This is a genomic window from Devosia algicola, from assembly GCF_028816455.1.
Taxonomy (GTDB): domain Bacteria; phylum Pseudomonadota; class Alphaproteobacteria; order Rhizobiales; family Devosiaceae; genus Devosia; species Devosia algicola.
Window position 1 is genome coordinate 903,732 of sequence record NZ_CP118246.1, and the last position, 23,108, is coordinate 926,839.

Sequence of the window (23,108 nt, forward strand, 5' to 3'; positions counted from 1 at the left end):
AACACCGGTTACGCGACCTAGTTAGACTGGTCGTTGCCAACGAATGTCCTGTTGGTAACAATATAGAACCAGTCACTTGCATCACGACTCGCTTTTTCCAGCACACCCATTTATGTAATATTAAGAACATTAGAATCAAATGATGCGAGCCCGACCTTACGAAATGGGTGTGAGGAAACATTGTCCGAGCAGGAATTCAAACTCGCGCTGAGCTACTCCAACGCAGCAATGCGATTGCTTAAGCGTTGCGAGATTCCGGCCTATCCTCATTTTTATGAACTGCTCTATACCTACACTTCCGGCGTCAACGCCGCCCTCAATGCCCGAATGAACGAAATATTTCGGGCGGGGCATCTACTGACCACAGAAACAGTGGAAGCGCTCTGTGTCGAATTTTTGAAGTCCTACGACGTAAATGAACGCATCACCAACGTCTCCGAACGCATGCATGCGCGGATCGAGTCGGTAAACGACGCTATCGAAACGGCAATGACAAATGCCGTTTCCTATTCTGGTTCGTTGAAAGTAGCGAGTGGCGATCTGGATCGCGGCGTGAGTGCGGACGACCTCAAGTCCATGACCAAAAGCCTGCTCATCGAAACCCAACAGATGCAGGAAACAAATCGCAATCTCGAAGAACAGTTGGATGCGTCGCGCGAAGACATTGCCACGCTGCAACAAGATCTCGAAGACGTGCGTCGTGAATCAATGATCGATTCACTTACGAAAATTGCCAATCGCAAGAGCTTTGATGAAAGTATTGACCGGGCCGTCGAACAAGCCGCGACGAGTGGTGAGCCGCTGTGCCTCATTATTGTTGACATCGACCACTTCAAAAAATTCAACGACACTTTTGGCCACCAGACCGGCGATCAGGTCCTGCGTCTCGTTGCCATGACCTTGAAGGCCAACATCAAGGGACGCGATCTCGCCGCCCGCTATGGTGGTGAGGAATTCATGACAATATTGCCCACCACAGATATTGCAGGTGCCGTTATTGTCGCTGAAAATATTCGCAAGGCCATCCAGGCCAAGGAATTGCTCAAGCGCTCGACCAATGAAAAATTGGGCCGCATAACGGCCTCGTTCGGTGTTGCGCAGTTCGCCGCAACCGATTCGACATCGTCTCTGATCGAGCGCGCCGACCGCTGTCTCTATGCTGCCAAGCACGGTGGTCGAAATAATGTCGTCAGCGAACTGGAACTTGAAAAAATAGTCGCCGCCTGACTATTGCCCGGGTGTCAACACGACGCCGAGGTCCGAAAGCATGTCCCAATAGCCCGGATAGGTTTTGCCCGTACAGGCCGGATCAAGAATGGTGATCTCGCCAATTTTCAGCCCCGCCAGCGCAAAGCTCATCGCGATCCGATGATCCGCATAGGTCTCGATACGTGTCGGCAAACGCTGACCAGATAACCCCGGGTCGGCGGCAACGATCAGATCGTCCCCATCTTCGCGCGCCAGTCCCGGCCGAATTCGATTGAGTTCATTGGCCAGTGCCGCCACGCGATCACATTCCTTGACCCGCAAATTAGCAATATTGACGAAGCGCACCGGATTATTGTTGAACGCTGCCAAAACCGCCAGCGTCGGCACGGCATCCTGCATTTGCGATCCGTCAATCACCGCCGGCATATTTGGAAATTGCGCAATGAACGCCTGTGAGAGTGCATCAGGCTGGGTAAAGGCGTCCGCCTTGATCCCCAGATCGATATTGCCGCCGGTGAGCGCCTCTGCGCCCCAGAGATAGGTCGCAGCAGACGCATCGGGCTCGATCGCCAGCGCCGTCGCCTGGTAGCCTGTTGGCTCGACCCGCCAGCGACCCGCATCAACTTGTTCGACCAGCGCGCCGAAACTGCGCATGCCAGCCAATGTCAGATCGATATAGCCCCGAGCGCCAATATCGCTGCCCGTCAGCACCACATCAATCGGCCCCGCGCCCAGCGGCGCAGCCATCAGCAGCGCCGAAACATATTGGCTGGACAATCCAGCGTCGATTTCAATCCGTCCGCTGCCAAAATTGCCCCTGCCATTCACCACCACCGGCGGGCATCCGGTTGCCGAGTTGATATCGATGCCAAGCGATGCAATGGCGGCAACCAGTGGCGCAATGGGACGCCTGTGCATGTGCTCATCGCCGTCAATGACCACCTGCCCGTCAATGGTGGCCGCCGCCGCGGTCAAAAAACGAACGGCCGTACCGGCATTGCCCAAAAACAACGCTTGATCGGGCGCCGTGAGTTTTCCGCTACCGGACACCACGAAACTCGTTTCGTCAGGTTCATCGACACCCACGCCCATTTGCTTGAGTGCCGCCGCCATCAAGGCGGTATCCTTGCTCTTGAGCGCACCGCTCAACTGGCTGGTCCCGACGGCCAGTCCAGCCATCAGCAACGCGCGATTGGTAATTGATTTGGAGCCCGGAGGCGCAACACGCCCGCTAAGCGCATGATTTGGAGGCACTATGGTAAGTGCTGCAGGCAACACGCTCATGGACTTGTCTCATTGCAGGGCAAATACTTGGCGACTGTTAGGACAAGTTCTGGTCCAACGCAACGCCTAGGCGCTGGCTCGCGCCGCTGCAATCGCCTTGAGGTCCGCTGGCTCAAGCTGCACACTTTCGCCACAGCCACAGGCGCCGGTCTGATTGGGGTTCTTGAAGGTAAAACCGGCACTCATCTTGGACTCTTCATAGTCCATGATAGTGCCAAGCAGGAACATCGTCGCCTTTGGCTCGATATAGACATCCAGCCCCTGATCCTTGACATGATCATCGCCGACCATTGCCTCGGTTACATAGTCGAGCGTATAGGCCATGCCCGCACAGCCGGCATTGCGTACGCCAACGCGCACGCCAATCACCGGCTTGTCAGAATCTTCGATAATTTCCTTGATCCGCTCGGCAGCGGCGTCACTCAAAGTCATGATCTTGAACGCCATCGCATATCCTCGTTCATCGCCCTTTTACGATATATAGCGCGCCAGGCCGAAAATTACCACCAGTTCAACGCAACCTGGGCTTCTTCGCTCATGCGGGTCGCATCCCATGGCGGATCAAATACCATATTGACCGTCACATCCTGGATGCCCTCGACGGACAGCGCGGCATTTTCGACCCAGCCCGGCATTTCGCCCGCTACCGGGCATCCCGGCGCCGTCAATGTCATGTCGATAGCAAGATTACGATCATCATCCAGATCGACCTTATAGATCAGTCCAAGCTCGTAAATATCGACTGGAATTTCTGGATCATAGACGGTTTTGAGGGCCCCGATCAGATCGTTGGTTATCCGTTCGACCTCATCAGCGGGCAGATTGCCATCATGAGTCGGCAAAACGCGGTTATCGACGGGCAATGCCGGAGCCGGTGCAATTTCGGATTCTTCAGTCATCATTATCCCCGCGATTTATACGAAAAATTTTCGGGCGCGTTCAATGCCATCTACCAGGGCATCCACATCGTCCTTGCCATTATATAGGGCGAGTGAAGCTCGACAGGTAGAGGTAACCCCAAATCGGTGCAACAGCGGTTGCGCACAATGGGTACCAGCCCGCACCGCTATGCCATAGCGATCCAGAATGGTTGAAATGTCGTGGGCATGCGCGTCCTTGATCTCGAATGAGAAAATGCCGCCCTTGCCTTCTGCTGTACCAATCAACCGTAACGAATTGATTTTCTGGAGCTTCTCCATCGCGTAGGCCGTAACGTCGGCTTCATGGGCGGCGATGGCATTGCGATCAAGCGCCTCCATATAGCCAAGCGCCGCTCCCAAGCCGATGGCTTGCACAATCGGCGGCGTCCCCGCTTCAAACCGGTGCGGCGGTTCATTGTAGGTCACATTATCGAGCGTGACCGACTCAATCATCTCGCCGCCACCCTGATAGGGCTGCATTTCCGCCAACAGCGCATGTTTGCCATAAAGCACGCCAATTCCGGTCGGGCCATAGAGCCTTGTGCCCGGTCATGACATAAAAATCAGCATCGAGCGCCTGAACGTCAACAACCGTGTGCACAGCCCCTTGGCTGCCATCTACCAGCACCGGAATATTTTTGGCGTGCGCCATATCGATAACCTGCCGCAATGGCGTTACCGTGCCTGTCACATTGGACATATGGGTAATAGCGACCATTTTGGTGCGAGCCGACAACGACGCCTCGAACGCCTCCAGATCGAACCCGCCATCGTCTTTGACATCAACCCAGCGGATCACCGCACCCTTGCGCTCCCGGTGAAAATGCCACGGCACGATATTGGAGTGATGCTCCATGATCGAAGTGACAATCTCATCGCCCTCGCCGATGCGCGGGCCAGCAAACGAAGCCGCAACCAGATTGATTGCCTCAGTCGCCGAGCGGGTAAAGACAATCTCTTCGCTTCGCGCCGCGTTGAGAAATTTTCGCACCGCCTCGCGGCCGCCCTCATAAGCTTCGGTGGCGCGGTTGGCCAATGTATGAAGACCCCGATGGACATTGGCATATTCGTGCCGAAAGGCGTGATCCATTCGATCCAGCACCTGCACCGGCTTTTGCGCCGACGCCCCCGAATCCAGATAGACGAGACGGTTCCCGTGAATCTGTTCCGACAATATCGGAAAATCGGCGCGAATCTTGGCGAGGTCGAAACTCATCTGGCCATCCTTGCAGCTTGCACTGTGTCAGCGCTGCTTGGCGCCGACCAGCCAGTCATCGATGACGGCCGTCAACGCCTCGTTGAGTTCGTCGTCCTCGATCGGATCAAGAACTTCCTCAAGAAAGCCGCGCACCAGCATGGTCTCGGCCTCGGGCTTCGAAATACCCCGACTCATCAAATAGAACATCGAATCAGCGTCCAACTCGCCGCAGGTCGAACCATGACCGCAAACGACGTCATCGGCATAAATTTCCAGTTCGGGTTTGGACAAAATTTCGGCCTGATCCGATAGCATCAAACCCTGCATCATCATCTTGGCGTCGGTCTTTTGTGCGTCCCGCGCCACCACGATTTTACCCTGAAACACGCCCTTCGAGCGCCCTCGCCCGACTTGCTTGAACATTTCCTGGCTGGTGGTGTTGGGCACCCCATGATTGACGTCGAGCGTGAAATCAAGGTGCTGGCCATCGCCGACCAGATTCAACCCGCCAAAATCACCATGGGCGCCCTCGCCTGCAAATCGGGCAAATATCTGGGTGCGCGCCAGCGCTGATCCGGCGTGAATTGCCAACGTGCGCAGCTTGGCGCCCTCGGCCAAAACATACTCATTGGTGGCGAAGTGGGTTACCCCATCGCCAGAAAGATCGACGGTAATGTGGGTTACCGTGGCGTTGCGCCCCACCGCGATATAGCTGGCATTGTTGGTGACATGGGCCTCGCTGGATCCCGAATAGGTCTCGAGAATCGTCGCTGAACCATTATCCGCCACAAATATCCGTGCCGAACTGGCCGAATGCGCCGCAGCGCCCTCGGTGCGGCGATCAATCTGGATAATGGGATCAACACTGCCTTCAAGCGTCAGGCTGAGACTCTTTTTCGCCAAAGCCGAATTGAGCCGCACCAACACATCATCATGGGCACTCAGCGCTGCCCCATCGGACGTGCCGACAATAACGCCCGCAGGCGCAGTCGTGCCCGGGTGCGGCACGCCGTTGGCGATAAGCAACTGGTAGGCACCGGCCACCCGAAGCGCCGGCGCACTGGCCGAATTCGCCGCCTCCACCAGTGGCGGCACGGCCTTCAGCAACATTTTGAGGTCAGTATAATGATAACTTTCGACCCGCCGCGTCGGCAGCCCGGTAACATTCAAACGTTCGGCCTGGGCGCCATCACCAGCATCTCGCAGCTGTGCGATCAGCGTTTCTTCGGCTGCATTCAGCCGTACTGGCATTTTTGACTTCAACATCATGCAGGCTCGCTGTCAAAATCGGCGTAACCCTTGGCTTCCAACTGCAGCGCCAGCGACTTGTCGCCGCTTTCCACTATCCGGCCATCGGAGAACACATGCACGACATCGGGCACGATGTGATTGAGCAGGCGCTGATAGTGCGTGATCACCAGCATTGAACGCTGCGCGGTCCGCAAACCATTGACACCCTTGGCGACAACCTGAAGTGCGTCGATGTCCAGCCCGCTGTCGGTTTCGTCCAGAATGCACATTTTTGGCGCCAGCAACGCCATTTGCAACACTTCCGCGCGCTTCTTCTCACCGCCCGAAAACCCGACATTAAGTGGACGCTTCAGCATCGACGCATCAATATTGAGTGTCGCACCGGCCTCTTTGACAGCCCGCATGAAATCGGGCGTTGACAGCTCACCCTCGCCACGCGACTTGCGTTGCGCGTTCATTGCCGCCTTGAGAAACGTCATCGTCGAGACACCGGGAATTTCGATTGGATATTGAAACGCCAGGAACAGACCAGCGGCAGCGCGCTCGTCCGGTTCCATCGCCAACAGGTCCACCCCGTCGAGCAACACCTCGCCCTCGGTGATCTCATAGTCGTCCTTGCCGGCCAAAACATAGCTCAGCGTTGATTTGCCCGAACCATTGCGGCCCATGACCGCATGAAGCTCACCCGCCGGGATGCTCAGATTGACGCCTTTAAGAATTTCGCGATCTTCAATCCGCGCATGCAGGTTGCGGATTTCGAGAATTGGATTTGCCATTGATTGTCTCCGAATGGATAGCGGGGTCGCCAGAGGCGCCACCCGCACTTGAGTGATGTTGATGGGATCAGCCGACGCTGCCTTCGAGCGAAATGGCAATGAGTTTTTGCGATTCGACCATGAATTCCATGGGCAGGTGCTGCAGCACGTCGCGCACGAAACCGTTGACGATCAGCGCAACCGCCGCTTCCCCGTCAAGGCCGCGCTGTTGGCAATAAAACATCTGATCATCCGAAATCTTGGACGTCGTCGCTTCATGTTCAAACACCGCCGTCGCATTGCGGCTTTCAATATAGGGCACCGTGTGCGCCCCGCATTTGTCGCCGATCAGCAGGGAATCGCATTGGGTGAAATTTCGGGCGCCCTTGGCCTTGGCGTGCGCAGAAACCTGCCCACGATAGGTGTTGTCCGAAAACCCCGCCGCGATACCCTTGGCAATGATCCGGCTTGATGTGTTCTTGCCCAGATGGATCATTTTAGTGCCGCTATCGACCTGCTGATAGCCGTTCGAAATTGCAATCGAATAGAACTCGCCGCGCGAATTATCGCCCCGCAAGATGCAGCTTGGATATTTCCAAGTGATTGCTGAACCGGTTTCAACCTGCGTCCAAGAAATCTTGGAATTGTCGCCACGGCAATCGCCGCGCTTGGTCACGAAATTATAGATGCCGCCCTTGCCATCCTTGTCGCCGGGATACCAGTTCTGCACCGTAGAATATTTGATCTCGGCATTCTCCAGTGCCACCAGTTCAACCACTGCGGCATGCAACTGGCTTTCATCGCGCATCGGGGCCGTGCAGCCCTCGAGATAACTCACATAGCTGTCGTCCTCGGCAATGATCAGCGTCCGCTCAAATTGCCCGGTCTTTTTCTCGTTGATGCGGAAATAGGTCGACAACTCCATCGGGCAGCGCACGCCCTTTGGGATGTAAACGAACGATCCGTCGGTAAACACCGCACTGTTGAGCGTGGCATAATAATTGTCAGTAACAGGAACGACCGACCCGAGATATTTTTGGACCAGTTCCGCATGTTCGCGAATTGCTTCCGAAATCGAGCAGAATATGATGCCAACCTTGGCCAATTCTTCCCGAAACGTCGTCACGACAGATACCGAATCCATCACCGCATCCACGGCCACGTTGGGCCGTTCGACACCGGCAAGGATTTCGCGTTCCTTAAGAGGAATGCCCAGCTTGTCATACATCGCCAACAATTCCGGATCGACTTCATCCAGGCTTGTCGGGGCCGGCGTCGACTTGGGCGCGGCGTAAAAATACATATCCTGGAAGTCGAGCCTGCGGATAGTGCACCTTGGCCCATGCTGGCTCATCCATCGTCAACCAGCGCCGATACGCGTCAAGCCGCCAATCCAGCATCCATTGCGGCTCGTTCTTTTTGGCCGAAATGAACCGGACAATGTCTTCGGAAAGCCCCTGCGGCGCCATGTCGGATTCGATATCGGTCGAAAATCCATACTTGTACTTGTCGACGTCAAGCGAGCGCACCTGATCAACGGTTTCCCGATCAATATTTTCCTTAAGCGTCGGAATATCGAGCGCAGACATCATTAATTCTCCTATTACCACCGGCGTTTCAAGGACGCCTTAGGTTGCAAATTTCGTCTCAGGCGACCTTACGCCGCCCGATGGCGCTGACGCATCAGCACTGTTTCATATCCCGCCAATAATGCGGCAACCTCGTCCGCGGTCGAATTCCATCCCAGACTGACCCGCAGCGCGCAGTCGGCAAGTTCGGGCTCAACGCCCATCGCTGACAGCACATGGCTGCGCCCCACTTTGCCCGACGAACATGCCGAGCCTGATGACACCGAAATGCCGAGCAAATCCAGTCCCATCATCGCCACTGCACTACTCATTCCCGGCACGGCGAAATTGATGACATTACCCACCCGCTCCGCCTTGGCCCCGAATACACTAAGATCCGAAGCCAATTGCCGCAAACCAGCGTCAATGTTCTGCACCAGCACACCGACATCAGCGCGCTGATAATGCTCGCGAAAGGCGGCGGCCGCCGCACCAAAGCCCGCGAGTATCGCTGCTGACTGGGTGCCGCCACGACGCCCCTGTTCTTGCCCGCCACCGGGTATCAGGTGCACCTTGTCTGCATGGCTTTTCATCAGCAAAGCACCAACACCGGCGGTCGCGCCGATCTTGTGACCGCTTATCGCCATCATATCGGATGCGCTTGCGGCAAATTCTAGGTCCAGCTTGCCAAACGCCTGTACAGCATCGACAAAAAGATAATGCGGTGACGCCCCAACCAGCGCGTTGATCGCGGCCATCGGCTGAACGACGCCGGTTTCATTATTGACCCAATGCACACCAACCAGCGCTTTCGCCCCCGCGTCGTCAGCGCGCCGCAAGGCATCGGCCAGTGCATCCACCTTGATAACGCCATCGCCATCGAGACCGATTTTATCAATCGGCAAACCGCTGGCATCGGCAGCACTCAGGCTGGCAGAATGTTCACCCTCTGACACAATAATGCGCTGCACCGGTAGCGCCGCTGCCCCACCGACAATGGCTTGGGTAATTGCTTCACTTGCCGAACCGGTAAAGACCGTTTGCGAGCGTTCTGCACCAGCAAGCAGCGCCACCTGATCGCGCGCCGTTTCGACCAGATTGCGCAACTGACGACCATGGCCATGAACCGACGAGGGATTGCCGGTCCACGCCAATGCACCGACCAGCGCAGTCCGCACCTCGGGCAGGAGCGGTGCGGCAGCATTATGATCAAGATAGATCGCCGGTTTGGCCATAATCAGGCATCCATGGCGCCCATGCGCCGTTGAAAATTGCCCTTTGGACGCAATCGCGTCGACCTCGGGACAAACACTTCTTGAATTCCGAGGCCCACTTTCATTACAAGGGGCGCACTTATTAGGCCGTCTCGCGGCCTGAAAACCTGTTTCGAACAATTCTAAACTGGTTTTTCGACCCATGTTTTAGGCAGCGAAGTGCGCTTAGTCAAGCCGCTTCGCCTGTCTTTCGGGCCGTCATAACCACACCAACAGAGCCACATCGGCCCCGGAAGAAACACATGCCAGAAGTCATTTTCAACGGCCCCGAGGGGCGTCTTGAAGGTCGCTACCAGCCCGGTAAGGAACCAAATGCTCCTATCGCCATCGTGCTGCACCCCCATCCCGAATTTGGCGGCACAATGAACAACCAGATTGTCTACAATCTGTTTTACATGTTCGTTGAACGCGGTTTTTCCGTTTTGCGCTTCAATTCGCGTGGCGTGGGGCGTTCGCAAGGTTTGTTTGACCATGGCGTCGGCGAGCTTTCCGACGCGGCGGCGGCCCTCGATTGGCTACAGGCGATCAATCGCGAAAGTCGTGGGTGCTGGATTGCCGGATTTTCATTTGGCGCCTGGATTGGCATGCAATTGCTGATGCGCCGCCCAGAAGTCGAGGGCTTCATTTCAGTGGCCCCGCCCGAAAACCTCTATGACTTTTCCTTCCTCGCCCCCTGCCCATCCTCGGGCCTGATTATTCACGGCGACAAGGATCGCGTCGCCCCGCCGACATCGGTGCAAAAGCTTGTGGACAAGCTGATGACCCAAAAAGGCATCACTATCGAGCAACAGATTGTCGACGGCGCCAATCATTTCTTTGAAGGCAAGATCGACGAATTGACCGAGCGGAGCGCCGAATATCTGGATCGACGTCGCCAGGAAATTGCCGACGGCAAGGGCCGCTAGACCGCGCCCACTTCTGAATACGAAATTTCGAGGCTTCCATGTCCGAATTCAAATCTGAATTCATGCGCACCATGTTTGAGCGCGGCTTTATCCACCAGACATCGGATAATGCCGGGCTCGATGAGCTATTGAGCACGGAAACGGTGACAGCCTATATCGGCTTTGATCCCACAGCGTCGAGCCTGCACGTCGGCAGCCTGATCCAAATCATGATGCTGCACTGGTTGCAAAAAACCGGTCACCGCGCGGTTGCCCTCATGGGTGGTGGCACCGGCATGGTGGGCGATCCTTCGTTTAAGGACGAAGCACGCAAACTCATGACCGCCGACACCATTCAATCCAATATCGATGGCATCAAGCAGGTGTTCGCCAACTATCTGGATTTTGGCGATGGTCCCAAAGATGCCCTGATGCTCAACAATGCTGAATGGTTGTTGCCGCTTAACTACCTCGAATTTCTGCGCGATTATGGCCAGCACTTTTCGGTCAATCGCATGCTGGCGTTCGACTCGGTCAAGCAGCGACTTGATCGCGAGCAGTCGCTGTCCTTTCTCGAATTCAACTACATGATCCTGCAGGCCTACGATTTCGTCGAGTTGAACAGGCGCTACGGCGTTCGCCTGCAAATGGGTGGTTCGGATCAATGGGGCAATATCATCAATGGCATCGATCTGGGCCACCGTACGGGTACGCCCCAGCTCTACGCATTGACCACGCCGCTGCTGACGACGGCATCTGGCGCAAAGATGGGCAAATCGCTCAATGGTGCCATCTGGCTGAACAAGGACCTGCTTTCTGCATATGATTTCTGGCAGTTCTGGCGCAATGTCGATGACGCTGATGTCCTTCGCTTCCTGAAGGCTCTATACCACCCTGCCGTTAGACGAGATCGATCGCGTCGCGGGCGGCGACATCAACGAAGCCAAGAAGCGACTGGCAACCGAGGTCACAGCCATGCTGCATGGCCGCTCGGCCGCCGAAGAAGCGGCTGATACAGCGCGCTCGACTTTTGAAACAGGTGCACTGGACCTGTCGCTGCACACCGTCACCCTTGGCCATGCCGACCTTGCCAATGGCATCGGCATTCAAGCCGCGCTGGTGCTTGCCGGACTGGCGGCATCGAATGGTGAGGCCCGGCGACACGTCAAATCCGGCGCCGTGCGGGTCAATGACGCCCTGATTGAGGACGAACGCCTCAATCTTGGCGACAATGCACTGTTACCCGAAGGCGTCGTCAAACTCTCGGTTGGCAAAAAACGGCACGCATTGCTAAAGCCGGTCTAGCCGGTACGCTGGACACCTCGCGCTATTCTGCGGCGCGAGGCTGTTCTTTTGCCCGGAACTCGAACAGTTCCCGGAACGCTCCCGGCACCAGCGCTGATAGTGGATTGATCCTGAATTTTGGATTATCCAGCGGTCCCGTGACCGCGAACGTAACCCCCACCAGCCCCTCACCCTCGCGGCCGCCCAACAAGGGGCCAATCAGTGGAATTTTCTGAAAGGCGCTATTGAGACCGAATAGGGGTACATAGGTGCCGGTCAGGTCGTACTGGCGCTGATTGGTATAGATAAAGCCGCGCGCCGTGCCGCCAACCGTCGCACCACTCAGGATCGCCTCCGTCACTTCCACCCGGTCCGAACGCCGAATGAACTTGACCTCGCCGCTATTGAAATCCAGGCGGTTCTGCTTGTCGATTGCCGCCCGTGAATCCTGATGGTTACCCAGGATCTGCGCCACATTGGCCTCGTCAACAATGGCAAAATTGCGCATCTGCAATTCGCCCGCCTGCGCATTTTGGTCGGTGACGGTATTGAGAACCAGGCTGCCCTGCCCACCGGCCAGTTGCGAATAGACCCCCAACAAGCGCAGAATCGTTCCGGCATCGTTGAAGGCCACCAGCATGGTACGGCCTTCCGGCGTCGGATTTGTCGTAATCGAGATGGCGTTATTTTCACCGAACTGCGCCGTCAGACTGGCACGCCGCAGGTCCGAACCACGCAACAACAAATTGGCGCTGAGATTGAAGGCCGTTGTGGCATAAGAGCCCAACGCACGATCCAATTTGATGTCGAGCGCCAACGTTTGTTTGAACTGGGTGGCTTCTACGCCGCCGGTGCCCTCGCCCAGGCTGAAAAAGCGTTGCAATATCGGCTTCAAATCCAATTGTGCGCCGCGAATGCGCACATCATATCCGCTGCTGGTCGGCGTTAGAAAAACCTCGGCGCTGTCGCCATCGCTGAGCGCAAACTGAGTGAATTCAGCCGATTCGAGACCTTTCTTGGCGTCATACTTCAAAGTTCCGGCTAAATGTGTTTGCCCAAATGCCAGATCGACCTGACTCAACTCGGTCACATCTCCGTCCATTTTCACAACGGCGCGCAGCGTACCGGGTTCGCCTACTGCCTTGCTGATCGCCAGATCCTTGATCGTCAGCGCCGCATCCGTCAGGTCCACCGCCACCTGTATGGTGCCGTCCGGCATGGGCTGGGCGGCCCAGCGCGCCTGCCCTGACACATATTCCGATCCATCAAATCCCAGCGCCGCAAGGTCCTGGACGTCGACCACCGAGGCTAATTTGAACTGCGGATCGGAGTCAGGCGTACCCTCGACCGAAATGTCGGCCTTCATGCCGTCAATGTCAGCGGTGCCCGCCATTTGATAGCCATTCTGCGAGGCGCTGAATTTTATCGTGCCATTGTCAATCTTGCGCCCTTCAATCGGCACGGCGCTGGCAAAATCATCAATCGAGCCATTCAGCACATAATCAATTGTCATCGGCGTACCCGTCGCCTCATTGGCCAGCTTGATCGTTGTCACCATACCGACGTCAACCGCCCCGGCCAGGGCGTTCAGATCAACCGGCAACGCCAGTTTGTCGAGCGCCTCGGGTTGTTGTTCGCGTGTCAGCGCCACCAGCGCCGGAATTGTAGCGTCAATGTCTCCCGACACTTCGACGACACTTTCGTTGGGATCGGAATTATCCATGATCACGGCGGCATTGCCCACCTTGATCGGTCCGCGATCCGTATCGAGCACGCCGCCATCCGCCGAAATCGTAATGTCGGAATCGCGCACCTGTAGCCGCATCTTGCCGTCGATGGCGACCGCGTCCATGGCCGGGGTTGGCTTGACCGCAACGCCCGTTCCCACCATCTCGATCGACATCGAGTCCTTCGGTATCGGCTTTTCCTCGCCATCAAGCCCCAATGTGCCAACCGGAAAATTGAACTTGAGCGTGGCGGTATCAACCTTGCCCTGGGGCACATTGGCCACAAACCAGTCGCGGCTGTCGCTACCGGTCAGCGAGGGCCAGACCCGCTTGAGATCATCCGCACTGACCTGCTCACCCGCAATCGTCAGTTGAAGCCCCAGTCCGGCGCGCAACATGTCGACGCGCCCGGTGGTTTCAATTCTGGAATCGTCCTTGACCGCCAAGAGCCGATCGATCCCGACCGCCCCATAAAGTGGCGCCGACCAGCCTGAAAAATCAACGCTGGTGAAAGGCTTTGCTGGCGCTTCCATATCAGGCGGTTGAATGGCGACATCGCTGGCGTGCAGCGCTATGCCAAGCGTCGGGCCAAAGGTTTTGTCCAGTCCCATTACAAAAACGCCGGCCACGCGCGCCGCACTGTTCCCCACCTGCAAACTCGATTCCCCCAGCGAAAAGCGCGCATCGGCAGGCGACCAGTCAATATCCATGATCGAGCTGGCAATCGGAAAATAATCGTCCTTGATGCGCAGGTCGAGGCCGGTCAAATCGACCTTGAACTCGCCATTTTGTGGCTTGCCCGAGCCGGGGGCAAACGTCACATCGACCGACAATGCGCCTGCCCCGCGAACCGCCAGCAGGCTGGCCGGATCGTCAAGAAACGGCAGCATTGACGAAAAATCTATATTGGTGACATCCGCTTCGAGCCGTGCCGCCCCGTTTCCATCAAGTGTACGCTCGAGTGAGCCGAACATGGTGCGACCGCCCAGCGTCGCCGCAAAACTACCCGTGGCACTGCCCTTGCCGGTGCCGGGCGAAATATTGAGCGACACTTTTTCCATGCGCCTGAACAGGCCATAGACCGAGTCAGTGGTATCAACGATACCATCCCTGATCACCAGTTTTGAAAACCGCCCATGCGCTGCCTGCTCGACAATCTGGGCGACGCCTTGCTCCATCGCCTCGAGATTATAGATCAACCAGTCATTGTCCGACCGAAGCCTTGAACCTGTTGCCGTCGGCAGCGGCCCGCCAAAATCGATTCCGTCGGTCGAAATATCGGCGGCGGGAAACGCGTCTGTCCCCTCAAGCACACGCACGGTCGGCGGTCCGCCTGCTGGATCATCAACAACATCGAAACTGGCAAGGCGAGGCCCGAAAGATCCTGCACGATCTGCAGGTGCGGCGCCACCAGCGTAATCGTCGCACCAGGCTTCCCGAACAGCGCCCGTACCGGCGAAAAACCCACCTCCAGCGCACCGATTTCAACCCGCGCGCCACTATTGCTATCGGTCAGCAGTACCGGGCTGAACTGAACCACCGGCCAAATACCCGATTCAAGCGTCAGCGCCATGTCGCCCAACTGAAGCGTGCTGCTGGATGGAATCGTTGATGAAATGAGCGCCTGCACCGCGTCGCTGCCGAGGGGCAACTTGATCGGCGTCATCAGCAGCACGACATAGACGAGCAGCGACAATAGCGCCGGCAGCCCCAGCACCCAGGCAACAATTCGCGCGGCGCGGGGCAACGGCGATGCGCGCCGAACCGATTGGCGTGGCGAGGGTGCCTTCGTGGCCTTGGCGATTGGTTTTACTTGCATCCGGATAGGGATTCGCCGCGATCTTGGTCCCCTCCTGCCAGGTCCCGCCGACCTCGCACATCGCCAGACCAGCCCAATTCATCTGTGCCAATTGTTACGGCATGAGCCGTCATATACTAACGAAAGCGCGGAATCACCGCCAACGTGCGCGTCTTGGCCAATCATACCGGCTGGAATATGGCGATACACGGTGAAAACACTGTTACCAAAGCATAGGGAAGCGACAATGCAAACACTAACCCCCGGCATGGCAGCGCCCGACTTCGCCCTGCCAACAGATCAAGGTACGGTTTTTCAGCTTTCCCGGCATCGTGGCCACACCGTCATCCTGTTTTTCTATCCCCAGGACGATACCGAGGGCTGCACTGTCGAAAACCAGGAATTTTCAGCACTCAACGCCGAATTTGCGGCATTGGGAGCGACTTTGCTGGGCCTCTCGCCCGATGATGTCGCCAGCCATTGCGCCTTTCGCGACAAATATGGTTTGCAGGTACCCTTGGCGTCAGACCCGGACCACAAGGCCATCGGCCCATACAATATCTGGCGCCTCAAGAAAAACTACGGGCGCGAATATATGGGCATTGTGCGCACCACCATCATCATTGGGCCCGATGGCACCATTGCCGACATCATTCCCGTCGCTCGGATAAAGGGACATGCAGCGCGTGTGCTTGCCCGGCTAAAGCAACTGATACCCGGCCCGCACACTGATTGATCAACGCCGTTTACCTGCTTGTTAACCATACACAGTTACCGTTGATACACTATAGCACGAGTGTTCAGGGTGAGTTGTATGCGTCATCAAGGTGGGTTTGCCCGGGGTGGAGAAAAAACGCCGCCCCGAAGACGCGAAAATTCGGCATTCACCCGGCGTTGTACTATTCCATGTTCACCGTGCTGTTCGCAGGTAACGTGCTGATGGGCACCGCCTTTTTGCTCTCGCCCGACATCGCCGCCATCGCCAACGGCCAGAACGATCAGATTATCAATGCCTATGAGGAGCGCATCGATCAGCTGCGGATCGAGGTCGACCGTCTGAATTCACGCAGCTACGCTCAGGCCGGGGACTTGAACCTGCAACTTCAGGAAGTCTCCCAGCAGCAGGAAGTTTTGCTCGAACAACAGCAATTGGTAAAAGTGCTGGTTGGCAAGGCCGAAGCATTGGGCATTGATGCTATCCCGCCCCCGGAAAGCCAGAAAGCGGCGATTGATAGTGCCGACGATGCTTCCCCGGTCGTCACCGGCAATGCCCAGATTGATGAAACGGCACGTTCAGTCTCGGCAATGATGCACGAAACCCGCTACGCCATGAGCGCCATTTCCCAGTCAGCCACCGAAAAAACCACCGGTATCGTTCGCGAACTCGACAAATTGGGCATCACCGTCACCATGCCTGATGATGACGAATTGGGTGTTGGCGGTCCGCTCCTGCCCGCCGTCCCCGGCGCCCAATCCAGCACGCTGGTTGACGACGCCAACTCCACAATGGCAGCTCTGGTGCGCTACAAGACGGCGCGAAACGCCATTGCCGACGCGCCAGTTCACATGCCGCTGAACGGCGGCTATCGTCGCAGTTCGACCTTCGGCAATCGCACCGATCCCTTTACAGGCAAGACCGCGTTCCATTCGGGTCTGGATTTTGCCGCCGCCACTGGCACCATTGTCTATAGCGCCGGTGCCGGTATCGTCACCTATGTCGGCCAGAAATCGGGCTATGGCAATTGCGTTGAGGTAACCCATCCCAGCGGCCTCGTGACCCGGTATGGCCACCTGTCCGCTTTCCTCTCGAAAAAGGGCCAGAAGGTCGGTGCCGACACCCCGATTGCCAAGGTCGGCTCGACCGGCCGTTCAACCGGTCCGCACCTGCATTTTGAGGTGCGGCGCAACGGTCACGCCATCAATCCGCTAAACTATCTCAGCACCGGCAAGCGCCTGCAACAATTGCTGAGCCTAGCGCATCTACGGAAATTGCCTGTTCCGCGAAGCCGGGATCGGAACCGGATATCCGAAAAAAAGACGCCAAATAACCGGAACCCAAGTGCCGACGCTATCGGAATGTTTGGCGTTCTAGTCGCTCTCGGTATCGGTCGCAACGCCAACCCGCTGGGCAAGTGCTGCTTCCATGAACTGGTCGATATCACCGTCAAGCACTAGGGCCGGTTGACCACTTTCCACACTAGTGCGCAAATCCTTGACCATCTGGTAGGGTTGCAGCACATATGAGCGGATCTGGTGCCCCCAACCGATATCGGTCTTGCTGGCGGCCTGGGCATTGGCGGCCTCTTCGCGCTTTTGCAGTTCCGCCTCATACATCCGCGCCTTGAGCATCGCCATCGCCGTCGCCCGATTCTTGTGCTGGCTGCGCTCAGCCTGGCAGGCAACGATAATGCCCGTTGGAACGTGGGTAATCCGGATCGCAGAATCAGTGGTGTTGACGTGCTGTCCGCCGGCGCCCGAGGCCCGATATGTATCAACCTTGAGGTCAGATTCATTGATCTCGATATTGATGCTGTCATCAACAACCGGAAACACCCAGACGCTCGAAAAACTCGTGTGCCGCCGTGCGGCGGAATCATAGGGACTGATGCGCACCAACCGATGCACGCCGCTTTCGGTCTTGAGCCACCCATAGGCGTTGTGACCCTTGATCAGGATGGTGGCAGATTTGATGCCCGCTTCTTCCCCATCGTGCATTTCGATGGTTTCGACCTTCATTTTGCGCCGCTCCGCCCAGCGGGTATACATCCGCAACAGCATATTGGCCCAGTCCTGGCTCTCGGTCCCCCCGGCGCCCGAATGAATTTCGAGATAGCAATCATTGCTGTCGACTTCGCCCGACAATAACGTTTCTATCTGGCGCCGCCGCGCCATCGTTTGCATGTCAAACAGCGCCGCCTCTGCTTCGGCAACTATCTCACTATCGCCCTCGGCCTCGCCCAGTTCGATCAATTCCACATTGTCCGAAATGCCGCTTTCCAACTCGTGCACGGCCTTGACCGCAACGTCTAGATCGTCACGCTCGCGCATGGCAATGCGGGCTTTTTCAGGGTCATTCCAGAAATCGGGAGATTCAGTTTGCGCGTTCAGCGCGTCGAGGCGGAGTTGGGCTGTATCCCAGTCAAAGATGCCTCCTCAGCAGGGTCAACACCTGCTCAATTCCGGCCACGGCCTTTTCAACTTCCGTACGCATCACAATTTCCTCTGCTTGTGGGGTTCGTGTAACCGAGCCCGCCCCATGGATCAAGCCACGCGGCGCGATCAGCCACCCTGTGCACGCTTGCGGTAGCGCTTGATGGCCGCCTCGCGTTTGAGACGAGACACGCGCCGGAGGAAAAATACGCCATTGACCTGATCGATTTCGTGCAGCGCACAGCGGGCGGCAAATCCCTCCAGCCGAGCCTGGCGCGCCTGCCCTGTCTCGTCCTGATAGTCCAATTCCGCCCAGACCGGTCGGGCCACCTGCAACGCGACCCCCGGCATCGAGACTGACGCTTCGGACCCCAATTCGATTGTTTCAGAGACAGCCGTTACTCTCGGATTGAAAAACAGCACGTCATCGCGCCCGGCGCCTGTGGCGGCCAGATTCAGGACAATCACCGGTGCGCTGATCCCGATATGCGCCGCTGCCAGACCATGCGAGCCTGACCGCACATTGGGCGGCCAGCAAGTCGTGGCCAATTCTCAATAGTCCAACCTCGATTGGCGCGGCATCTGCTTTCGCGTCCAGTATCGGGTTTGGATAGGTCACAAAGTCAGGCAATCAGAACAGGCCGCCACGTCCGAGATTGGGGTCCATGAACGTGCCCTGCCCCGGATTGTCCACCATGCGTTGCTGATCCTGAACCGACACGAACGATCCGGAATCGACGCCAATGACCGACGACGCCAGGTTTGGCCCGGTGCCCGGCTTGAACGCTTCACGAATCGAGCCGGCACCACCGGCAGTGCGAACGCCCGACGATGGACTGATCCACTCATCGTCCATACCCGGCGGTTCGGCGAAATCGGTGACCGGCTTGCCCGCCAATGCATTTTTCATGAAGGCTGTGAAAATCGGTGCCGCCAAAGTGCCGCCGGTCGCCGAGCGCCCCATCGATCTCGGTCGGTCATAGCCGACATAAACGCCCACCGCCAGTTCCGGTGTAAAGCCAAGAAACCAGGCATCCTTGTAGTCATTGGTGGTACCGGTCTTGCCGGCCACCGGACGATTGAGCACTTTTGCCGCCGTGCCCGTGCCACGCTGAACCACACCTTCCATCATCGAGGTAATCTGATAGGCGGTCATCGGGTCGAGCACCTGTTCGCGATTATCCAGGATCTGCGGCTCGCCCTGCCCGTGCCAATCCTTGGCATTGCAGTTTTCGCATTGACGCTGATCGTGCTTATAAACGGTATGCCCATAGCGATCCTGAATACGGTCGATCAGCGTCGGCACAATCTTGCGCCCGCCATTGGCGATGGTGGCATAGGCCGAGGTCAGGCGCATATCCGTGGTTTCACCCGCCCCCAGTGCCATCGCCAACACCGGCTGCAGCTTGTCATATACACCGAACAATCGCGCATATTCGGCCACCAATGGCATGCCGATATCGCGCGCCAGCCGAACCGTCATGACATTACGACTTCGCTCAATCCCGCGCCGCAATGTCTGCGGTCCGTAAAATTGCTGCGCGTAGTTTTCCGGCCGCCACATACTGCCGTCATCCTGACGAATTTCCACCGGCGCATCCAGAACCACCGACGCGGGGGTATAGCCATTATCCAGCGCTGCTGAATACACGATAGGCTTGAACGACGATCCCGGCTGCCGCATCGCCTGGGTAGCGCGATTAAATTCGGATTCGGCGTAGGAGAACCCGCCAACCATGGCCAGCACTCGGCCAGTACGCGGGTCCATCGCCACCAGCGCGCCCTCGATCTGCGGCACCTGTTCCAGCGTATAATTGCCGACCTTGCCCGACACCGGCGAGACATAGATCACGTCGCCGACCTTGAGCAGGCTCGATATCGATTTGCTGACCCACTTCACGTCTGGTCCGGCCAGCGTGCCTTCGGTGCGTTCGGGCAGCAAACCACCATCAATGTCTGATCCGGGTCGCAGGCCTATTTTTGCCTGATTGCCAGAGACCTCCAGCACCACCGCCAGGGTCCATTCCGGTACGTCGCTCAAGGGCGAAATCTTGGCAATGTCCTCACCCCAATCTGCACCAATCTCGATACTGGCCACCGGTCCGCGATATCCGCGCCCGTGGTCGTAGGCGATCAAGCCATCCATCAGTGCGCGGCGTGCATAACCCTGAAGTTGCGGCTCAAGCGTGGTGCGCACCGACAGCCCCCCGCCATAAAGCTGATCCTCGCCATAGAGTTTTGCCAACTCGCGCCGCACTTCCTCGGTAAAATACTCCGCCGAATAAATCTGGCTGCCCGAGACGCGGGGCACCACGTTGAGCGGCTCGTTTTTGGCCACTTCGGCTTCTTCCGCCGTGGCGTAGCCATTTTCCACCATCCGGTCGATAACCCAGTTGCGACGTTCAATCGCCGCCTGCGGCCGCCGGAACGGATGGTAGTTGTTGGGTGCCTTTGGCAGCGCCGCGATATAGGCCACCTCCGCCAGATCAAGTTGATAGAGTGCCTTGTCAAAATAATTCAGCGCTGCCGCCGCCACGCCGTATGAATTCAACCCTAAAAATATCTCGTTGAGATAGAGACCCGAAAATCTTGTCCTTGGAAAAGGTGGACTCGATCCGGATCGCCAGGATGGCTTCGCGGATCTTGCGATCCCAGGTCTGTTCGCTCGACAGCAGAAAATTCTTGGCAACCTGCTGGGTGATTGTTGACGCGCCGGCCAGCGGCCCATTCCCGCCGTCGATCTGCTGCAAAATATTGTCGCGCATGGCGCGAACCACACCGTCGATAGCAATGCCGCCGTGATTGTAAAAATCCTTGTCCTCGGCGGACAGGAAGGCGTGCAGCAGCAATGGCGGCATCGTGTCGATAGGCTGGAACAGTCGGCGTTCCCGCGCATATTCAGCCAGCAGCGTGCCGTCGGCGGCGTGCAAACGTGTTGTGACCGGCGGCTGATAGTCCTTGAGCACGGTATAGTCTGGCAGTTGCGATGACAAACTGGCCAGATAGACCACGGCAACGACAACGACACCCAGGGCCAAAAATACGCCGAAGCCAAAAAACGCGCCGAGTAAACGCAGCATCTAGTCAAATTCCTCAGGGTCGAGGCATCCCTCGACAGGCATCAAGATCAATGGCGCAAATCAGTTGGCGTCACTTTTTACTATGAGAATCAATATCAGAGCCGCGAGCAAATGTGGATCACAAGGCTCAGAACCAGCGCCGGTAGATGCCACTTAGCGGTTCAGGTTGCAAAAAAACCACAGCTACTCATCTTGCTTGAGCGAATCAAAATAGACTCGAAATGCCGCGCGCCACCGCATCTGCCGTGCGGTCACGCCAGTCGACCTTGAGCAGGTTGGCAATATCTGTGGGATTGGAAATAAATCCGAGTTCCAGCAAGATCGAGGGTACATCTGGCGACTGCAGTACGAAAAAGTCGGCCTGCCGCTCGGGATAGCGGCGCAACTGCACGCTCGGCTCCATCTGGTGCACGATGTCCCTCGCCGCCTTATAGGACTGCACACGCGTTTCGCGACGCATCAAATCGACCAGAATATCAACAACCTGCGGCGGCATCTTGGGCATGGAATAGCCCGCAATGACGTCCGATTTATTCTCATTGTCGGCCAGAACCTTGTCCAGAACATCGGTCGCATTCTCGTCGCGCGTATAGATGCTGGCACCTCTTATCTCGGACTTTTGAAATGTGTCCGCATGGATGGAGATGAACAGGTCCGCCTTGTTCCGCCGCGCCAGCGCCACCCGATCCTCAAGTTTGAGATAGGTATCATCCTCGCGGGTCAGGGCCACATCGAATCGCCCCGAGGCCATCAACAATTCCTGAAGCTTGAGCGCGAACGCCAGGACGATGTCTTTTTCCTTGACCCCATCCGCCGACTCCGCGCCGCCATCGATGCCACCGTGCCCCGGATCGATCACCACCAGCGGCTTGGTGGCAATGGGCAGGTTCGAACCGCCCGCAGGCGTCGATTGTCCACTGACCTCTACTTTGGCAATATCGTCGGTCGCTGCCAGATCCGTGGCCACATTGGCAGCGAACACCTCGGCGGCCGCGGGTATGACATCCACAACAAGCCGCGCCGGTTGATCCTCGAACGGGTCGAGTACATAGGCCTGTTGCACCTGTGCCGGGGCCGCCAGCGTCAATATTGTACGCACGCGATCCGGGCCCGCCTGCTCCACGGAAAAGCCCGATACGATGCCCTCCCCCGCCACCTTGCCCGCCTCCTTGGCGGTCACGCTGTCGGCCCGCACATCGATCGCCAGCCGGTTGGGTCCGTCAAGCGACACCATTGCAAACTCGGTCGGCGCGCCCAGATCAATCACCAGCCGCGCCCGCTCCGGTGTCGCCGAGACGCGCACCTCCTGCACCGCTGGCAGTGTCGATGCCTGGTCGGTCTCTTCCTGCGCCTGCCCCCCGGTCGAGACAAAGGCCAGACAGGCCGTGATAGCGGCGAAAACGAGTGATTTGAACACTGAAATGGCGCTCCCAAATAAGTTGCCAGCCGGTCTCTATCACTCAAAAGGCGATTCTACGGCACAATCACGATAGTCAATCAATCATGAATCAAACTGGTAAACTCGCTGCTAAATTGCCAAGAATGCCAGAGCCAACGACTTTCCTGTTGCCAATTTGGTGCAGGCCCCCTACACGCTATAGATAGAGGCAGCAGCTTTTCGCAGCACCAGTTTGGGTAGCCAGAGGGCTCTCTCATCGGCGCGAAAAGTGGTCGGGGCGAAGAGGTCGGCATGATGTCGACTCCCGGCACAGAAGCGGCAATCCTG

General features: G+C 57.3%; 14 protein-coding genes and 4 pseudogenes. 5 read left to right on the forward strand and 13 right to left on the reverse strand.

Features of this window, described 5'->3' with window-relative positions:
- Positions 1-180: 180 nt before the first annotated feature.
- A complete protein-coding gene (locus tag PSQ19_RS04735) occupies positions 181-1,227 on the forward strand; it encodes a GGDEF domain-containing protein (RefSeq protein ID WP_282219819.1) in 1,047 nt (348 codons plus the stop codon).
- On the opposite strand, the gene PSQ19_RS04740 is transcribed toward PSQ19_RS04735, so the two are convergent.
- The 8 genes and pseudogenes from PSQ19_RS04740 to PSQ19_RS04775 all read right to left on the reverse strand — a co-directional run bounded on the left by PSQ19_RS04740 (position 1,228) and on the right by PSQ19_RS04775 (position 9,420).
- Complete coding sequence (locus PSQ19_RS04740; RefSeq protein WP_282219820.1) at positions 1,228-2,493, reverse strand: 3-phosphoshikimate 1-carboxyvinyltransferase; 1,266 nt, start codon at positions 2,491-2,493, stop codon at positions 1,228-1,230. It lies immediately after the preceding gene.
- Between the two features lie 66 nt (positions 2,494-2,559).
- On the reverse strand, positions 2,560-2,940 hold the full coding sequence (locus PSQ19_RS04745) for a HesB/IscA family protein (protein ID WP_282219821.1): 381 nt from the start codon (positions 2,938-2,940) through the stop codon (positions 2,560-2,562).
- Positions 2,941-2,993: 53 nt separating this feature from the next.
- Positions 2,994-3,395 carry an SUF system Fe-S cluster assembly protein gene (locus tag PSQ19_RS04750; RefSeq protein WP_282219822.1) on the reverse strand — a complete coding sequence of 134 codons (402 nt, stop codon included), beginning with the start codon at positions 3,393-3,395 and terminating at the stop codon, positions 2,994-2,996.
- A 12-nt stretch (positions 3,396-3,407) separates the two neighbouring features.
- Positions 3,408-4,629: pseudogene (locus PSQ19_RS04755) on the reverse strand (cysteine desulfurase).
- A 27-nt stretch (positions 4,630-4,656) separates the two neighbouring features.
- On the reverse strand, positions 4,657-5,862 hold the full coding sequence (gene sufD / locus PSQ19_RS04760; protein ID WP_282219823.1) for a Fe-S cluster assembly protein SufD: 1,206 nt from the start codon (positions 5,860-5,862) through the stop codon (positions 4,657-4,659).
- Between the two features lie 14 nt (positions 5,863-5,876).
- On the reverse strand, positions 5,877-6,626 hold the full coding sequence (sufC, locus tag PSQ19_RS04765) for a Fe-S cluster assembly ATPase SufC (protein WP_282220613.1): 750 nt from the start codon (positions 6,624-6,626) through the stop codon (positions 5,877-5,879).
- Positions 6,627-6,705: 79 nt separating this feature from the next.
- Positions 6,706-8,206, reverse strand: a pseudogene (sufB, locus tag PSQ19_RS04770) (Fe-S cluster assembly protein SufB).
- A 68-nt stretch (positions 8,207-8,274) separates the two neighbouring features.
- A complete protein-coding gene (locus PSQ19_RS04775; RefSeq protein WP_282219824.1) occupies positions 8,275-9,420 on the reverse strand; it encodes a cysteine desulfurase family protein in 1,146 nt (381 codons plus the stop codon).
- Positions 9,421-9,701: 281 nt separating this feature from the next.
- On the opposite strand from PSQ19_RS04775, the gene PSQ19_RS04780 reads away from it, so the two are divergent.
- Both PSQ19_RS04780 and tyrS read left to right on the forward strand, forming a co-directional pair.
- Positions 9,702-10,364: an alpha/beta hydrolase gene (locus PSQ19_RS04780; protein ID WP_282219825.1), complete on the forward strand. Its 663-nt coding sequence runs from the start codon at positions 9,702-9,704 to the stop codon at positions 10,362-10,364.
- A gap of 38 nt (positions 10,365-10,402) precedes the next feature.
- Positions 10,403-11,648: pseudogene (gene tyrS / locus PSQ19_RS04785) on the forward strand (tyrosine--tRNA ligase).
- A 22-nt stretch (positions 11,649-11,670) separates the two neighbouring features.
- On the opposite strand, the gene PSQ19_RS04790 reads toward tyrS, so the two are convergent.
- The gene (locus PSQ19_RS04790; RefSeq protein ID WP_456077516.1) at positions 11,671-14,673 is read right to left on the reverse strand and encodes a hypothetical protein; all 3,003 of its coding nucleotides are present in this window, start codon (positions 14,671-14,673) and stop codon (positions 11,671-11,673) included.
- 726 nt (positions 14,674-15,399) lie between these two features.
- Between PSQ19_RS04790 and PSQ19_RS04800 the strand changes: the two genes are divergently transcribed.
- Both PSQ19_RS04800 and PSQ19_RS04805 read left to right on the forward strand, forming a co-directional pair.
- On the forward strand, positions 15,400-15,888 hold the full coding sequence (locus PSQ19_RS04800) for a peroxiredoxin (RefSeq protein ID WP_282219827.1): 489 nt from the start codon (positions 15,400-15,402) through the stop codon (positions 15,886-15,888).
- 170 nt (positions 15,889-16,058) lie between these two features.
- Positions 16,059-17,327, forward strand: a complete 1,269-nt coding sequence (locus PSQ19_RS04805; protein ID WP_282219828.1) for a M23 family metallopeptidase — start codon at positions 16,059-16,061, stop codon at positions 17,325-17,327.
- Here the strand turns inward: PSQ19_RS04805 and prfB are convergent.
- The 4 genes and pseudogenes from prfB to PSQ19_RS04825 form a co-directional block, all read right to left on the reverse strand.
- Positions 17,241-18,363 (reverse strand): peptide chain release factor 2 gene (gene prfB / locus PSQ19_RS04810; protein ID WP_282219829.1). Its coding sequence is split into 2 segments (ribosomal slippage): positions 17,241-18,293 and positions 18,295-18,363, totalling 1,122 coding nucleotides; the frame shifts between segments, so codons are not numbered across the junction. The two genes, PSQ19_RS04805 and prfB, sit on opposite strands and share 87 nt — an antisense overlap.
- A gap of 68 nt (positions 18,364-18,431) precedes the next feature.
- Positions 18,432-18,851: a peptide deformylase gene (locus PSQ19_RS04815; protein WP_282219830.1), complete on the reverse strand. Its 420-nt coding sequence runs from the start codon at positions 18,849-18,851 to the stop codon at positions 18,432-18,434.
- Between the two features lie 82 nt (positions 18,852-18,933).
- A pseudogene (locus PSQ19_RS04820) lies at positions 18,934-21,382 on the reverse strand (penicillin-binding protein 1A).
- A gap of 205 nt (positions 21,383-21,587) precedes the next feature.
- Complete coding sequence (locus PSQ19_RS04825) at positions 21,588-22,799, reverse strand: N-acetylmuramoyl-L-alanine amidase (protein ID WP_282219831.1); 1,212 nt, start codon at positions 22,797-22,799, stop codon at positions 21,588-21,590.
- Positions 22,800-23,108 lie beyond the last annotated feature (309 nt).

What these genes read in the sequence shown, in the direction of transcription:
- PSQ19_RS04740 (WP_282219820.1), bottom strand. Translation starts at nt 2,493, where the DNA reads ATGAGCGTGTTGCCTGCAGCACTTACCATAGTGCCTCCAAATCATGCG.
- PSQ19_RS04745 (WP_282219821.1), bottom strand. Translation starts at nt 2,940, where the DNA reads ATGGCGTTCAAGATCATGACTTTGAGTGACGCCGCTGCCGAGCGGATC.
- PSQ19_RS04750 (WP_282219822.1), bottom strand. Translation starts at nt 3,395, where the DNA reads ATGATGACTGAAGAATCCGAAATTGCACCGGCTCCGGCATTGCCCGTC.
- sufD (WP_282219823.1), bottom strand. Translation starts at nt 5,862, where the DNA reads ATGCCAGTACGGCTGAATGCAGCCGAAGAAACGCTGATCGCACAGCTG.
- PSQ19_RS04775 (WP_282219824.1), bottom strand. Translation starts at nt 9,420, where the DNA reads ATGGCCAAACCGGCGATCTATCTTGATCATAATGCTGCCGCACCGCTC.
- PSQ19_RS04780 (WP_282219825.1), top strand. Translation starts at nt 9,702, where the DNA reads ATGCCAGAAGTCATTTTCAACGGCCCCGAGGGGCGTCTTGAAGGTCGC.
- PSQ19_RS04800 (WP_282219827.1), top strand. Translation starts at nt 15,400, where the DNA reads ATGCAAACACTAACCCCCGGCATGGCAGCGCCCGACTTCGCCCTGCCA.
- PSQ19_RS04805 (WP_282219828.1), top strand. Translation starts at nt 16,059, where the DNA reads ATGTTCACCGTGCTGTTCGCAGGTAACGTGCTGATGGGCACCGCCTTT.